Origin of the sequence: Neptuniibacter marinus (assembly GCF_965223595.1) — a bacterium.
Lineage (GTDB): Bacteria > Pseudomonadota > Gammaproteobacteria > Pseudomonadales > Balneatricaceae > Neptuniibacter > Neptuniibacter marinus.
In genome coordinates this window covers 77,805-93,817 of the sequence record NZ_OZ245004.1, presented here as the reverse complement: position 1 = coordinate 93,817, position 16,013 = coordinate 77,805, and the positions used below count along the sequence as shown (strand labels likewise).

Below are 16,013 nucleotides of genomic sequence, written 5' to 3'. Positions count from 1 at the left end.
TTTTGCTTTCTAAAAGTGTTACTAATAATCTACTCTTAACATTAAGCTAAGACTAGCATTTGGAGAAAGGAAATTGTCAGTAGGTGTATGCGTTCAGGAAAAACGCGGTGAACTGCCGCAGTTCCGATTAGTGTTATTGCATGATGCTGAAGGAAAAGCGTTAGCTATATTACCAGCTAATTCGCTCCTTAACCTTGTTGCGATTTGGAAAAAAACCGAGCGTCAGCTTCAGCCGGTTAAAGGTGAAGATGCAAGCCGATATTTTAGCCAAGATGCATTGAATTTCCCTGATGGGCAAGCCAAACTGCTTTCATTGAAGTTGTTTATCGCTTCAGAATGCTTGCAGCATGAGCAGTTGGAGCTAATTGAACCTCATTCGGGATTAAGTTTTATTGCTATCGTTGAGCAGTTGGAAATGGGCCAGCGTTTAGAGTTGGGGCTGACTTTGGATCAGATTACAGAGCTTCAGCCGGAAGGTAGTGATACTGCTGTGATCTCTAAGGCCGTGGAGCGTTTTACGGTTTTGCGTATACAGCAGCGACTTGAAGATACGTTGGGCTTACCATCGTTGCCGCCAACGGTTAAGAAAATTATTATGTTACGCTCGGATCCCGAGGCGGGTGTTAAAGAATTAGTTCCTGTGGTGAAACTCGATCCTAGCTTGTCTGCTCAGGTTATGAGTTGGGCGGCTTCGCCTTACTATGCAGCACCTGGGGATGTGCATTCTATTGATGATGCCGTGATTCGAGTTCTTGGTTTTGATCTTGTGATCAATATGGCGTTAGGTACGGCAATGGGACAGATGTTGACTATTCCCGATGACTTACCTCGTGGTGCGACCCCCTATTGGATGCAAGCGGTCTATAATGCGAGCCTTGCAGAGAAGCTTTGTCGTATGATGGCGACGGATGATCGTCCACTGCCGGGCTTAGTGTATCTGTCTGCCTTACTACATAATTTCGGCTATTTGTTGTTAGCGCATCTTTTTCCTCCTCATTTTTCATTGCTTTCCCGTTATATTGAGGCTAATCCACACTTCGCTTTAGATGCGATAGAGAAGCAAATTTTGAGTGTTACTCGAGAGCAAATAGGGAGCTGGTTGTTGGCGAACTGGGATCTTCCAGAGCCTGTAACTGTCGCGATTAGGCAGCAAAATAATCTGGAGTACAAAGGTGAGCATGAGCAATACGCTAAACTGCTCTATCTATCCAATCGCTTACTTCGGCAGCAAGGACTTAGTGATGGGCCTGTAAATAAGATACCTGATGAGTTGTACCAAGAGCTAGGCTTAAATGAAGATGAAGTGGCTGAGACGCTGCAGGAGCTAATGCGTAATGAAAATAATATCAAAGAGTTAACTAAAATATTGGGTGATTAGGCTCTCTGGACTACAGCCACGGTGTCGCATAATGATCCCCGTGGCTGTGGGTGTTATTTTTCCAATTCGCTGAGTTCTTCTTCTAAACGTTCCAGAGCTTCTTGTTGTTCTATCCACTCAAGTTCTGTTATTTCTGCTTGTTGCTTTAAACTAGCTTGTTGCTGCAGGAGCTCTTTCAGTTTGTTTTTATTTACCGCTTCGTAGATTGAGCTTTCACTGAGCGCCGCTTCTATTGCTGTTAACTGCTCGTGTTGTTTCTCCATATCAGCGTCGAGTTTTTCAATTTGCTTCTTGATAGGTCGTAGTTGATTTCTACGTTCCGCGGCTAAGCGTTTTTGCTCTTTTCGTTCAGTTGCCGAGAGAGATTTTTTCTCGTCCGTTTTTTCCCTAGAGAAGGCGTCGGCTTCAGCCTTTTGGTCTTGGCGTTTCTGTTCTAAAAGCCAGTTTTGATAATCATCTAAATCACCTTTAAATTCTGATACTTGGCCATTAGCGACCAATAAGAACTCATCAACAGTATTCCTAAGCAGGTGGCGGTCATGGGAGACTAAAATGAGTACCCCCTCAAATGATTGCAGGGCGAGTGTGAGCGCGTGACGAACTTCAAGATCGAGATGGTTGGTCGGCTCATCCATTAATAATAGATTCGGCTTTTGCCAAGCGATCATAGAGAGGGCAACACGTGCTTTTTCACCGCCGGAGAAATTCTGTACAGGCTCTAATGCTCGATCGCCTATAAAACCAAAGGAACCCAAAAAATTGCGGATTTCTTGCTCTGAAGCATTGGGCGTTATCCGTTTGATATGGAGTAGAGGGGATGCCGCCATATCTAAAGCTTCAAGCTGATGTTGGGCAAAATAACCTATTTGTAAATTATCACTCTCCTGCCGCTCCCCATTGCAGAGCGCTAAGTCACCAACCAAGGTTTTAACTAAGGTGGATTTGCCTGCGCCATTAGGGCCAAGCAGGCCAATACGTGTTCCCGGTGTTAGAGAAAGCGAACTTTTGTTGAGTACCGTTTTTCCATCATATCCACATTCAGCATCGGATAATGTGAGCAAGGGTGAGGACATCTTATCAGAAGAGCAAAACTGAAAACTGAAAGGGCTATCAATGTGCGCAGGTGCAATCTTCTCCATGCGCTCTAGCTCTTTTATACGGCTTTGTGCTTGTTTTGCTTTTGTCGCTTTTGCACGAAAACGGCGGACAAAATCTTCTACTTCGCTAATTCGCTGCTGCTGTTTAACGAAGGCCGCTTGTTGTTGAGCTAAGCGCTCTGCTCGTTGGCGTTCAAACGCTGAGTATCCACCTTTATATAGCAGCAACTTCTTCTGTTCTACATGGGTAATATGAGTGACAACATTATCCAAAAAGTCGCGGTCATGGGAGATAAGAATAAGCATCCCAGGGTACTGTCGAAGCCACTGCTCTAGCCAGATTGTGGCATCTAGGTCTAAATGGTTGGTGGGTTCATCGAGCAACAAAAGGTCAGAGGGACACATCAGTGCCTGCGCTAGATTTAAACGGATTCTCCAACCCCCTGAAAACTCTTTTACGCCGCGGGTAATATCGGTATGGCTAAAGCCAAGTCCAGACAGTAACTGTGCTGCACGAGATTCAGCTGTATAACCATCGAGATTGTCTAGCTCGGCATGTAACTCGCCAATACGGGAATGTTGATGCTCTTGTTCCGCGAGGGCTAATTGGTTTTGGACTTTACGCAGTTCAATATCACCGTCTAACACATACTCAAGCGCTGACCTATAGGATGTAGGGACTTCTTGAGCCATATGGGACATACGTAATCCCCCTGGTAGCTCTAAATCACCACTATCGCAGTGGAGTTCACCTAAAATCAGTTTGAATAGCGAAGTTTTGCCTGCGCCATTGGCACCCACAAGCCCTACTTTCCAGCCAGGGTGTAGTGTTAAGTCGGCCTGCTCTAGCAAAATGTTATGGCCGCGTTGTAAGCTTACTTTTTGTAATTGAATCATGGCGGCGGATTTTAACATACAGATGCAATTGAAAAACGATCTATGGGACTTTGCGCTCAATTTTTATCAACAACCCGGTATTGAATCGGCTTGTTTGTTACTGCAAGATCAATTTGGTTTGAGTATCAATCGGGTTATCTATGCCGTTTGGTGTGGCTGCCAAGGTGAAAAAACGGAGGTTGGTGCAAGTGATGATGCTGATCAGTGGCAGCTTGAGGTCACAGGTGCATTGAGGGATATACGCTTTCGGGTGCGGGAGCAGAAGGCTGATTGTGGAGCATTCGCTGAATGTTATGATAAATTGAAACAAGCTGAACTTGCCTGTGAGCAGGTTGAATTGGCTATGTTATATCAGCAAAAGAAACTCTATATGCAGCCTAAAGGCTCACGCTATTTAGTACAAATTAATCTTGAGCAGTATATAGCAGAAGTGAATGTTGAATTGAGCCCGGAGCTTGAATTAGCAATTGGACCTATTTTTTCAGCACTAAATCACTACTTATGAATAAATGGGGTGGTTTACGAGTGAACTTTGCGGTTTAATCGTGGACTAAGCAACACTGAAGTGGACTGGAAAGACGTTTGCATTGGCCCTTGAATGGTTTTGGTTATTAGGAAGTTATCTATAAATACGGACTTCCAATGAATAATAAATAAGGATAAGAACAGATGAAACAAACTTTATTAGCGGTTGCTCTTAGTGCCGCGTTAATCTCTCCAGCTGTTACAGCGGTAGAACTAAAAACTGAAGAACAGAAAGTTAGCTACAGCGTTGGGTTAATGGTAGGCGAGCAACTTAAAACGATTTCTAATCTCGATTTTGATACTTTCATCACTGCTGCCAAGACGACTTATGCTGGTGAAGAGCCACAGCTGACACCCGATCAAGTTGGAGAGATTATGAAAGCTTTCCAAGAGCGTCAAGTTGCCGAACAGAAAAAGAAATTTGATGAGTTAAGCCAAAACAATCTGGAAAAAGGTAAAAAGTACCTTGCAGAAAATGGCAAAAAGAAAGCTGTCAAAACAACTAAATCAGGTCTTCAGTATGAAGAGCTAACGGCGGGTAAAGGTAAAAAGCCAACGGCTGAAGATATAGTAAAAGTTCATTACCGTGGTACGTTGATTGATGGGACTGAGTTTGATAGTTCTTATGCGCGTAAAGAGCCTGTTTCTTTCCCTCTGAATGGTGTTATTCCAGGCTGGACTGAAGGTCTACAGCTTATTAAAGAGGGTGGTAAAGCACGCTTAGTTATTCCATCTGAGCTAGCTTATGGACCTGGTGGTATGGGCGGTGCTATTGGGCCGAACGAAACACTGATCTTTGAAGTTGAGTTACTTGAAATTAATCCAAAAGCTGAAGAAGCAAAAGAAGAAACTAAATAACCTCTTCTCTTTGGATTAATAAAAAGGCCGCAACATTATTTAATAATGTTGCGGCCTTTTTTGTTATGTAGTGCGCGGTGCTTTTATCGAACTATTATTTCAGTTCGTTCATTATGCCATTAGAGGCAAGGGCATAATATTCTCCTTGGCCAAAGCCAACGGCATAGACTCCAGCTTGCACTGGGCCGTAGGTGTCTCTGCGGTGAACTCTCCAGCTTTTTAGCTCTTCCCCGGTGTTTACATCCCATAATTGCACTAAACCTGAGGCGGTGCCTGTGAGTAATTGTTGGCTGTCAGGGGAAAAACGGGCACTGAGATAACTGATTCTCTTTTGAGAAAAACTAGCGATGTTGCTCAGTGTATGAATTTCATTACCTGAATCAATATCCCAGAGAATCGCTTTATCCAAACTACCTGAACTAAAGGCCGTTTTTTTATTAGGTGAAAGAACAACGGTATCGACTACATTTCCTAAGGTTAGCTCTTGTAGTAGTTCGCCGGTTTCAACACTCCAGAGTTTGACTTTGTAAGCGTCTGATCCCGTTAAAGCTAAAGAACCATCATCGCTTAGATCGACGCTCCTTACTCTTGCATCATGGCGAAATGTCCGTTTAACCCCACCTCTTTTCACATCAAAATAAACGGCGGTATGGTTAGCTAATCCTAAAAGAGCATAATTGCCATTGGGTGATAGATCCATTTGCATGATTTCGGCTGGAGAGCTCCAGAACCCTTCTGCCTGACCTGTGCTTAGGCTCCAAAGAACAAGATTCTGTTGGTCCGCTGTGGCGGCATAACTCTCTTCAGGAGAGAAGGCGGTCGCGGCAATAATAGAAGGTGTATTTGCTCGATGATTCCAATTGTAGAGACGCTCGTGGTTGTCGAGTTCCCATAAACTTCCACCGTGATCGAATGAGCCGATCACGCTGTAGGTTCCTTCTGTGGATATGCTTGCCGTGTACGCCCCTCGGAGGGCGTACTCTTTCCATGCTGAGGGTGCATCGCCGCTGTCACACCCTGCAAGGACGAGTAAACCACTAGCGGCTAGAATAGATTTTACGACACGCGGCATGATTTAATCCTTACTCAGCCACTACAGCATCTTGATGAGAAGTATGCAGTACAGCGATCATTTTATCTTCTAACTCAAAACGTTCCTCTAATGCTTCACCGAGTTTAGATAAATTCTCAGAGAACTCTCTGATTGTCTGTACGGTCGGCTCAGATAAAGTCGAAAAATTATCATTGAAGTCTAGAGCAATGTCCGTACTTACCTGAATTTTAGGTAAGAGTTCTTGACCCTCTTCTAAACTACCGTCAGCGAAGTCACTGCCTTCAAGTAGTAGCTGTTCATAAACTTCAAAGTGTCCAGAAGAGAGGTAATCCATCATTACTTGGCAGAAGGTTTGAACACGTAGATTGAGTTCATCATCGATTGGTTGTTCAGGTAGATGGACAAATAGGCTGATCAATCGCTGCCGTCCCTCTAACCAATTATCAATAATTTCGCTGACACCGCCCCAACGTTCCTTAGCGCTCTTACATTTTTCTAACATTATGCGCTCCTTTGCTGCCTTTAATTTAGGCAGTCATATAAGAATAAGTTTGTAACAATACTTTTGCTCTTTGGTTTAACCATCATATTCCTAAGCTGTTTCAAGGCGCAACAGCCATTGTCTGAAAAACGCATTTTTATTGAGTTGCTTCATGGTTCCAGTGCTATTTTTCTGTACTTGAGTGAAAATATTCTCCAGAGCGGCTGTTGGGCATTACCTGAGCGGGTTATACTCGGAATATTGTTGGATTTTACGGGGCGATAAATGTTTAAACGACTGGCTTTATTAATGGTATTGGTTTTTTCTGTGCAGTTGGCTTGGGCTGAAGGTGATACAGAGAAAACAGTTGAAGATTATGTGAACTATATCGAATTGAAGTCATTCACAACGAACTTGGATGGTGTAGGTAAACCTCGTTTTCTTAAATGCGAAGTAACAATTCAAGTTTCGAGTGAATCGGCACATCATGCGGTTAATGCTCACATGCCGCAAATCAGAAATGATTTGGTCTTTTTGTTAAGTTCTCAAAATGATGAAACGGTTGGGACGATTGAAGCACAAAATATATTGGCTAAAAAAGCGTTGAAAGTCGTACAGGATGTTCTTATTGCAGAAGAAAGCGAGAGCTTTGTGTCTGACCTGTTTTTTACCAGCTTTGTTGTTCAGTAAGCTTATATATTGTTCGTTGGAATAAAAAATGCTGGCTAAGCCCGCATTTTTTATTCCAAGATATAACTCTTTAATTTGACATGTATTCAGCTAGATAACTATCGAAATCTTGGCTGTCAGTCGCTTCAATCTCACGCTGTTCTTGCAGAGAGTCACCTTGCATATCTCTCAGTTTAACTTCCATGTTCTGATCAATAGGGTCAGACAAGAGCGCTTGTTTATGCAGTTTGGCTTGTTGCATAACAAATTCGCTATGACTTAGGTTTTGCTCACGCATTACTTTTAGTACTTGTGCTGAAGGAGTGAGTTCTGGATTGTCTAATTTCTTTTGTTGTTCTTGTACCGATTGTACGTAGTTCGTACTTCCGTAAGCTTCATCCAATAGAGCGGCTGTTTGTTGCATCTTTAGCAATAGTTCACTACCCCATTGGTCTAGAGCGATCTCCTGATCATTTTTGAGAAGCGTTAACCCTGGTTCTCGGCCTCGGCTAACAACGCGCTGGTGGTTTTCACTAATCTGATCGCACTCTTCGGTGCTAATCTCTCTTTCTTCCATTAGAAGGCAAGTTAGCAAGAAGGTGTCTAAGAAATCAGCTTGGCATTGATCTATACCTAGAGGTAAAAATGGATTTATATCGGTATTACGTACTTCGATATATTCCACGCCGCGAGCAATCAATGCGTGTACAGGCTTTTCGCCAGATTGTGTCACACGCTTAGGACGGATATCGCTGTAATATTCATTCTCAATTTGCAGTACGTTAGCGTTTAACTGTTTGTACTGCCCATCGACCTTAACACCTAAGCTTTCATAAGGTTCGTAGGGTGTGCGGATCGCTCGGTTCAGTGAGCTAGCATAAGTATGTAAGTGGTTAAAGCAGATATTAAGGCCCGCTTGTGCTTTGTTGGAATAACCCAAATCACTCATGCGTAAAGAGGTTGCATAAGGCAGATAGAGGGTATCTCCTGATAAGCTCTCTAGTGCGTGTTTCTTCCCTTTTAGGAAAGAGCTACAAAGCGCAGGTGATGCACCAAATAAATAGATTAATAACCAAGAGTAGCGGCGAAAGTTTCTTATAAGGCTAAAATAGGAGGCTGATCTGAACTCTTGCAGGGAGCCGCTGTCGCCCATGTAGGTTTGGAGTATCGGCCAAAAGTCGGTAGGCATTGAAAAGTTATAGTGAATACCGGCAATGGTTTGCATCATCTTACCGTAGCGGTTTTCTAAACCTACGCGATAGATGTATTTCATCTTCCCAACATTGGAATCGCCGTAACGGGCAATTGGAATTATTGATTCATCTAAAAGGTGGCATGGCATACTGGCTGGCCAGATCAGCTCTTCGTCCAAATTTTGGTAGGTGTAGCGATGTAGATCCGCCAAAAATTGTAATGCATCAGATGACTGCTCAAAGACTGGGGTAATAAACTCCAGTAACGACTCAGAATAATCCGTAGTTATATATTCGTGAGTAAGAGCAGCCCCAAGGGCTACAGGATGAGAAGTTTGTGCGAGTTCTTTATCAAGATCTACACGTAAACCTTCTTTCTCTAAACCATGCTGAAGCTGAGTTAATAAATTAACGTGGCCACTTTCTTTTAACCAGCTGAGCTTCTGCTGTAGTTGGGAATAGGATGTTGTGGAAGACAAACGCTGATCCTTTAAGTCACTCATTGAAGGGGGGCATTATAATTGAGCAAACGCTAAATTGCTGCAATGAAACGAATTGTTCGCAATATTGACCGGATTTAAATGAAATAATTCATTAGAGCAGGTAAAGAAAATACCTGCTCTAATGAAAATGGCTCAGGGTACGCTTAATACCTGCATTGAGTTGGTGCCGCCATCTTTTCCTAAAGTTGCGCCACGGGTAAGGATAACAAGATCGCCGGTTTGGAGTAGATTACGTGCTTTGAGACCTGCAAGGACTTCGGTATTAAGTTTATCCTCGCTGATCTGGGTTGCATCAAAGAAGATCGGTTCAACACCTCGATAAAGTGCGGTGCGGCGCATAGTTCTTTCATTGCGAGTTAGCGCAAATATAGGTAAGCCCGAGCGGATACGTGACATCCATAATGGAGTAGACCCTGATTCTGTTAGGCAGATTATCGCTTTTACACCGATGAGATGGTTAGCCGTATACATTGCAGACCGTGCGATAGTTTCGTCAAAACGTTCCATTTTTATGGAGATATTTGTCTCCATTGGGCGTGCTATTTGATGTTTCTCCGCGCCTTGGCATATAGAGGTCATTGATTTAACGACTTCTATAGGGTGTTGACCTGCTGCGGTCTCTGCTGACAGCATGACGGCATCGGTTCCATCAAGGATAGCGTTAGCAACATCGAAAACTTCTGCACGGGTTGGCATTGGGTTTTCGATCATAGACTCCATCATCTGTGTTGCGGTAATGACAAAGCGGTTTAGTTCTCTGGAGCGTTGAATCAGATGTTTTTGTACACCGATAAGTTCCGCATCCCCAATTTCTACTCCTAGATCACCACGGGCAACCATAATACCGTCACAGGCAAGGATTATTTGATCTAGCGCTTCATTGCTGGCAACGGTTTCTGCACGTTCAATTTTAGCAATTATCTCCGCACGGCTTCCCGCTTCATCCAATAATCTACGGGCTTCGTGCAGGTCTTCTGCATTACGAGGGAACGATACGGCGATGTAGTCCATATCGATTTCGCCAGCAACTTTAATATCTCTTCTGTCTTTTTCTGTTAGGGCGGCAGCAGAAAGGCCACCGCCTTGACGGTTGATGCCTTTATTATTTGAAAGTGGGCCGCCAATCACAACTTCTGTCAGAATTCGGCTTCCATCAATGCTCAAAACTTTGAGCTGCACGCGGCCATCATCTAACAGCAAAATATCTCCAGCCGAACTGTCTTCTGGAAGCGCTTTATAATCAATTCCAACTTGCTGTTGGTTGCCATCTTGGTTGCCGAGTTGTGCATCTAATGTGAATTGATCACCTTTCTTAAGAGTAATGCGATCATCTTTGAAACGAGCAATACGAATTTTTGGACCTTGCAAATCACCAAGTATTGCGATGGATAATCCCAGTTTACGTGCTGTTTTTCTAATGTCACTGGCTCTTTTTCGGTGATCTGCTGCGCTGCCATGGGAGAAATTTAGGCGGACTGTGTTTACCCCATTACGAAGAATCTCTTCCAATACACCAGGCTGGTCAGTGGATGGGCCTAAAGTGGCAACAATTTTTGTACGTTTCAACATGAGAAAAATTTGCTCCGTATTTGAGAAACATTAGACTCTAGTATAGTGCTACTAAGTGTACGAATTAAGTATTTCTAGATACTAAGTATAAAAAGAGCTTTAATAAACGAGCAGATAACCTCACTGGCCATAAATTTATGTCTCATATTTTATCGACAACTTGGCGTCGTTACCGATTGCTATTCGTGACCTTTCTGGTTTCTACTTTTGTCGTTGTTGTTGTGCAAACAACCTTAATCAGTCGTACTCAAGGGCTGGATGAGCTACAGCATCGTTCTAGTGCTGATTTAAACCGTTATATTTTGAGCCTTCAGCAAAAGTTGGATCGCTATAAAGACCTACCTAAACTTTTATCATCTCATTCTACTTTGACCGATGCGCTTCAATGGCCGGATAATTTATCGACACAGCGGGCTAATATCTATCTGGAACAGGTTAATCAATCGATCAATGCTGCAGATGTGTATTTGATGAATAACCTCGGGCTGACTATTGCTGCAAGCAATTGGGCGAATGAGCGCTCTTTTGTAGGTAATAACTATGCGTTTAGGCCCTACTTTAAAGATGCCATGGAAGGAAAAGCAGGGCGTTATTTTGCGTTAGGCTCTGTGTCGAAAAAAAGAGGCTATTACTTTTCCTACCCAGTTTACGAGCATCATCAAATTATTGGTGTCGTGGTTGTTAAAATTGATTTAAATGAGATTGAATCGGATTGGACAGACCCTGATTTAGACATCTTAGTAACAGATGAAGATGGGGTGATTTTTATATCAACTCAGACCGACTGGAAGTTTCGAACCCTTAAACCTTTATCTCAACAAACGGTTCAGCGAATAGCAGAAAGTTTAAGGTACGGGGATCACCAATTAACAGCCCTAGATATTATTGAGAAAAAAGAGCGTGAAGAGGGCGGTACACTCGTCACACTGGTGGATGGGGATAGGATCAATAACGAAGCCTTAGACGGGGTTCAAGCGAAAGAATTTCTTCTACAAAGTAGAGACTTAGAAGATAGCGGTCTTACGGTTGTTGTCTTAGCGAGTACTAAGTCTGTCAAAGTTAAAATGTTTTATACCGCTTTGACTATAGGGTTTATCTTTATCGCCTTAGTTTTGTTGATCATGGTATTACTGACTCGACAGCGTATTACTCGGGAGCGGGCACGTTTTAAATTACTTGAAACAAAAGCACTAGAAGAGAATGAAACGAGAGTTAGGGCGATAATTGATAATACCCAAGCGGGCTTGATTACCTTAGATGCTCAAGGGCGGATTGAAAGCATGAACTCTATGGGTGAGAAGCTATTTGGGTATGATGAGGTCAATGTTAGATCTGAATATATCAGTAAACTCTTAGCCCAAGAAGATAGAGCAATCTGTTGGCAGCATCTGACCGCATCAGATGAGGATCGTCAAAGTGAGTTATTCACCGAGGCGCGGGGCTTACGTAAAAACGGTTCGGTTTTTCCAATTGAATTAATTATTGGGCATATGGATTATGGTGCGATTAAACGGTTTATTGTCACGATCCACGATATTACGCAACGTAAGCAGTATGAAGAGGAGCTGAAGCATGCTCGAGAGCTTCTTGAACACCGTGTTGAAGAGCGAACGGCTGATCTAACAGATGCGAATAGAAAGCTGTTGGAAGAGGTTGAAAAACATCAGAATACACAAGATGAGTTGATTCAGACGGCAAAACTGGCGGTATTAGGGCAGATGTCAGCTGGTATTAACCATGAGCTTAATCAACCGCTAACGGCTATTCGTACTTATGCTGATAATGCACAGGCTTTTCTTAAGCTAGGGCGTACGGATACGGCTGAAAAGAATTTGAATGAGATAAGTAAATTAACGGAAAGGATGGCTAAAATTATCCATCCATTGAAAGAGTTCTCACGAAAAACGTCAGGAAATGCTGAACCTGTCTGTCTTAAAAACGTACATGATGGGGCTATGTCGATAATGTATGGCCGCCTTAATAAGGTAAAAGCCCAGGTTAACTGGCCACATGACTTAGATCGTAGTTATGTAATGGGTGATACTGTGCGTTTAGAGCAAGTGCTAGTGAATCTGATCAGTAATGCGCTTCAGGCGATGGAAAGCGAACAGGCCCCCGTGGTTGATATCGAACTATATAACGAACCAAAGTGGACGGTTCTACTGGTGAGAGACCATGGGCTAGGGGTTCCTGAAGATGATTTAAATCGAGTTTTTGAACCGTTTTATACAACAAAAAAAGCAGGGCAAGGTTTAGGTTTAGGGCTATCAATCTCATTCCGAATTATTGAAAGTATGGGAGGGCAATTATCAGTAGAGAATCATCCCCAAGGTGGTGCTGTCTTTAAGATTTGTTTACCTATAGCTCAAGCACCTGATAATGTTATTTCTTAAAATAGATAGTTGGAATCTTATATGAGTGATCAGAGTCCCCTGCCCATTATTCTTGTTGATGATGAGAAGCATATCCGTTTGGCAGCGGGGCAGGCTTTAGAGCTTGGAGGGTATGACGTTACGGCGCTAGAAACAGCCGAACAAGCGTTGAATATTATTACATCTGATTGGCCAGGGATTTTAATTACCGATATCAATCTACCCGGTATAGATGGTTTAGATTTGATGAAGCAAGTGGTGGCTTTAGATGCCACGCTGCCCGTTATTTTGATTACTGGACATGGTGATATATCTATGGCTGTAAGCGCAATGCGTGACGGTGCTTATGACTTTATAGAAAAACCCTTTTCCTCTGAGCTGTTGCTTGATGTGGTACGTCGAGCTATAGAAAAGCGTCATCTTATTATTGAAAACCGTCGTCTAAAGCAGGAGCTTGAAGCGCAAAGTGTGCCGGGCCCTCGAATTATTGGTAAAACAGGACCTATTGCCCAAGTACGAAACTTAGTGCATACCATAGCGGATACCCCCGCTGATATTTTGATTTTAGGTGAAACCGGTACAGGGAAAGACCTACTCGCGCGTTATATTCATGAACATAGTTATCGTAGCGATAAAAATTTTGTAGCGATTAATTGTGGTGCGGTGCCTGAAAATTTAATTGAGTCAGAGCTGTTTGGGCATGAGAAAGGTGCGTTTACTGATGCTAAGGCTCGACGGATCGGAAAATTTGAATATGCCAATGAAGGTACTCTATTTCTCGATGAGATAGAGAGCATGCCGATGACTTTGCAGATTAAGTTATTGAGGGTATTGGAAGATAGGTCAATAGAGCGCTTAGGCGCGAATGAAATTATACCTCTGGATCTGCGTGTAATCGCCGCCACTAAAGTGGATTTAAAGGAAGCGGCGGAGCGAGGTGAATTTAGAGAGGATCTGTATTATCGCTTAAATGTAGTGCGGGTTGATATTCCAGCCTTACGTGAGCGTAGAGATGATGTTGGCATGTTATTTCAACATTTTGCCTTAATAGCATCTTCTCAATATGGCCGAGAGGTACCTTTATTATCCCCTGAACGGATGCATAGTTTAATGATGCATGATTGGCCTGGCAATGTGCGTGAGTTGCGTAATTTGGCTGAACGCTATGTATTACTCGGGGAGAGCTGTTCATTCGATTTTGAAAATAGGCCGATTACTGATGTTAACGCAAGCAACCATATGACCTTGCCTGATAAAGTAGACCAATTTGAACGTATGTTGATCCAAGCTGAGTTATCTCGTTGTGGAGGGTCTATCAAAGAAACATTAATCAGTTTAGGCCTACCAAGAAAAACACTGTACGACAAAATGAAGAAATATGGCTTAGATAAGAAAGATTTTAAATAGCTCGAATAAGTGAAACTAAGTTGTTTGTACTGAGTTAGATCGCTGTTATGAGATCCCATATACTAAAAAGCCCCTATAACATTCAGGTTTAGGGGCTTTTGGGTTTGTAGTATTTTTAAAGTTTGAACTTCTGCACCATAGATTCCAGCTGCCCAGCTAAAGTATTCAGTTCATGGGCCACTTGATTTAGTTTTCCAGCACGGGATGAGGTTTGTGCAGCTGTTCGAGCAATCTCTTGGACGCTTGTATCTACGCTGGAAGTCATCACTGTTTGCTCTTTTGCTGAAGATGAAACCATATGGTTCATATCGTTGATCCTACGTACCTCGTCAGAGATCTTTGTAAGAGCCACAGAGGTCTCTTGTACTTTTGTGACACCCGCCTCAGCGCTAATATGTGCTTGATCCATGACCGTTACTGCGTCTTTAGCATTTTCTTGCAGTTCTTCGATAATGGTATTGATCTCTTCCGTGGAGGAGCGCGTTTTACTGGCTAAAGTACGCACCTCATCTGCAACTACGGAGAAGCCACGGCCTTGCTCACCAGCGCGTGCTGCTTCGATTGCGGCGTTAAGTGCGAGGAGGTTGGTTTGCTCTGCTATTTTTTGAATTACCTCTAGAACAGTGCCGACACTCTGACTTTGTTGGTCAAGTTTGTTGATAACTTCGAGAGCACGATCAATGTTATTTTTTAGCTGCTCGATGGCATTCAGTGCCTGCTCGGTGATGAGGGTACCTTCTTGGCTTTGTTTTAATGCCATATCAGAAGCTGAAACTGTGTTGCTGGCATTCGTATCTACATTTTGGGTGGATATTTCCATCTGTTCCATTGCAACCGCAACCGCATCGGTTTGTACCTGTTGGCTATGAACTGCGCTATTCGCTAAGTCGGCAATATCATTAATCGAGGTGCTTGATGTACTTAGTTGGTGAACGGTGGAACTTACTTTGCTTAAACTGCCGTGGAAATCTTCCAACATGACATTTAGAGAGTTAGACATCATGCCTATCTCATCTTTGGAGTTGACCTCGATTCTGAGCTTAAGGTTAGAATCTTTATGGATGGTATTAATAGTGTTACCCATTTTGCGTACAGGGCGGATAACCAGGTGACCCAAAAGTAAACTGATAAGGATGAGTCCGCCAATGAAGAGCACTAGCTCTGTGACGGCAACGCTAATTAGATTGCTACGAATGGTGTTATCTAAATTTTCAAAAGAATAGGTTACGCGTACTGCACCTAAAACATTACCCTCTTCCGTTTGGTGGCAGAGTAAGCAGTTGGTCCCTTTGTAATCAGATAGGGCTTTCATAGGAGTAATAATCGTGAGGCGGTGTCCTTGCGTATCATTAACCTCCTCAACTATATGTTCGCCACCCATTGCTCTAAGATCAAGCTCATCTTCAATTTTTGAATCCGCGGTGCCTGGGCCGTATATGTTGGAGACTATATCCCCACGAATAATCCTTGCTTCCAACACATCGGGGTTCGCTAAAATCTTTTTTTGTAGCGCTCCACGATTCGACATTGCGCCACTGAGCATCAGTATATTTATACTGTCAAAATAGGAATCTGCTGTATCGCTGGTGTTCTTTTTTACTACTTCTGAAACTAGTCCCGATTCACTTCTATAGATGGCGGTTAGGGAGCTGACTAAGATAATAAGAAAAACAGCCGCTAATGAGAGGTTTACTTTTGTTTGAATTGAAAGGCCATCTAGTTTCACACTCTAGCTCCTGTTTTTCATAGGTTTAGGGATCATATTAGCTGTATATTTATACTAAGGTGAAGTGATATTTTCGTATACCGCTTATAGCTCAATAAGATAGATGCAGATCAAACAACTATAGGAAAAGGTTTTGCGTCCACTATTGTTCTACAAAAAAGGGGTCAGTATCCGCCTTAAATTTTTTTTGGATGTGTGGTTATCCGCCGTTTTCGGCTCAAGAATAGAGCTTTCTTTAAACCGTAGTTTATCTATTTATATCAGTAACTATGGGTTCTCCAGCT

12 protein-coding genes are annotated in these 16,013 nt (G+C 42.9%); 6 read left to right on the top strand and 6 right to left on the bottom strand.

The window, feature by feature from the left end:
* Positions 1-73 precede the first annotated feature (73 nt).
* A complete protein-coding gene (locus tag ACOQOE_RS00460) occupies positions 74-1,378 on the top strand; it encodes an HDOD domain-containing protein (RefSeq protein ID WP_067863096.1) in 1,305 nt (434 codons plus the stop codon).
* Between the two features lie 53 nt (positions 1,379-1,431).
* Here the strand turns inward: ACOQOE_RS00460 and abc-f are convergent, their stop codons facing one another.
* Positions 1,432-3,372 carry a ribosomal protection-like ABC-F family protein gene (gene abc-f, locus ACOQOE_RS00455; protein ID WP_420555453.1) on the bottom strand — a complete coding sequence of 647 codons (1,941 nt, stop codon included), beginning with the start codon at positions 3,370-3,372 and terminating at the stop codon, positions 1,432-1,434.
* A 22-nt stretch (positions 3,373-3,394) separates the two neighbouring features.
* On the opposite strand from abc-f, the gene ACOQOE_RS00450 reads away from it, so the two are divergent.
* Both ACOQOE_RS00450 and ACOQOE_RS00445 read left to right on the top strand, forming a co-directional pair.
* The gene (locus ACOQOE_RS00450; RefSeq protein ID WP_420554638.1) at positions 3,395-3,877 is read left to right on the top strand and encodes a TIGR02444 family protein; all 483 of its coding nucleotides are present in this window, start codon (positions 3,395-3,397) and stop codon (positions 3,875-3,877) included.
* A 164-nt stretch (positions 3,878-4,041) separates the two neighbouring features.
* Positions 4,042-4,755 (top strand): FKBP-type peptidyl-prolyl cis-trans isomerase, encoded by a 714-nt coding sequence (locus ACOQOE_RS00445; protein ID WP_420554637.1) that lies wholly within the window; start codon positions 4,042-4,044, stop codon positions 4,753-4,755.
* A 94-nt stretch (positions 4,756-4,849) separates the two neighbouring features.
* On the opposite strand, the gene ACOQOE_RS00440 is transcribed toward ACOQOE_RS00445, so the two are convergent.
* Together ACOQOE_RS00440 and rsd are read right to left on the bottom strand one after the other, a co-directional pair.
* Entirely contained in the window at positions 4,850-5,827 is a 978-nt protein-coding gene (locus ACOQOE_RS00440; RefSeq protein WP_420554636.1) for a WD40 repeat domain-containing protein, read from the bottom strand.
* Between the two features lie 10 nt (positions 5,828-5,837).
* Entirely contained in the window at positions 5,838-6,311 is a 474-nt protein-coding gene (gene rsd / locus ACOQOE_RS00435; protein WP_420554635.1) for a sigma D regulator, read from the bottom strand.
* A gap of 264 nt (positions 6,312-6,575) precedes the next feature.
* On the opposite strand from rsd, the gene ACOQOE_RS00430 reads away from it, so the two are divergent.
* Positions 6,576-6,980 (top strand): flagellar basal body-associated FliL family protein, encoded by a 405-nt coding sequence (locus ACOQOE_RS00430; protein ID WP_067863081.1) that lies wholly within the window; start codon positions 6,576-6,578, stop codon positions 6,978-6,980.
* Between the two features lie 70 nt (positions 6,981-7,050).
* On the opposite strand, the gene gshA is transcribed toward ACOQOE_RS00430, so the two are convergent.
* Both gshA and pyk read right to left on the bottom strand, forming a co-directional pair.
* Positions 7,051-8,655, bottom strand: coding sequence for a glutamate--cysteine ligase (gene gshA / locus ACOQOE_RS00425; protein WP_067863074.1), 1,605 nt, complete (start codon positions 8,653-8,655; stop codon positions 7,051-7,053).
* Positions 8,656-8,787: 132 nt separating this feature from the next.
* Entirely contained in the window at positions 8,788-10,224 is a 1,437-nt protein-coding gene (gene pyk, locus ACOQOE_RS00420; protein WP_420554634.1) for a pyruvate kinase, read from the bottom strand.
* Between the two features lie 137 nt (positions 10,225-10,361).
* Here pyk and ACOQOE_RS00415 point away from each other — a divergent pair, with 137 nt between their 5' ends.
* Both ACOQOE_RS00415 and ACOQOE_RS00410 read left to right on the top strand, forming a co-directional pair.
* Complete coding sequence (locus ACOQOE_RS00415; RefSeq protein WP_420554633.1) at positions 10,362-12,617, top strand: ATP-binding protein; 2,256 nt, start codon at positions 10,362-10,364, stop codon at positions 12,615-12,617.
* Positions 12,618-12,638: 21 nt separating this feature from the next.
* Positions 12,639-14,003 (top strand): sigma-54-dependent transcriptional regulator, encoded by a 1,365-nt coding sequence (locus ACOQOE_RS00410; RefSeq protein ID WP_067863068.1) that lies wholly within the window; start codon positions 12,639-12,641, stop codon positions 14,001-14,003.
* Between the two features lie 115 nt (positions 14,004-14,118).
* On the opposite strand, the gene ACOQOE_RS00405 is transcribed toward ACOQOE_RS00410, so the two are convergent.
* A complete protein-coding gene (locus ACOQOE_RS00405; RefSeq protein WP_067863065.1) occupies positions 14,119-15,729 on the bottom strand; it encodes a methyl-accepting chemotaxis protein in 1,611 nt (536 codons plus the stop codon).
* Between the last annotated feature and the right edge of the window lie 284 nt (positions 15,730-16,013).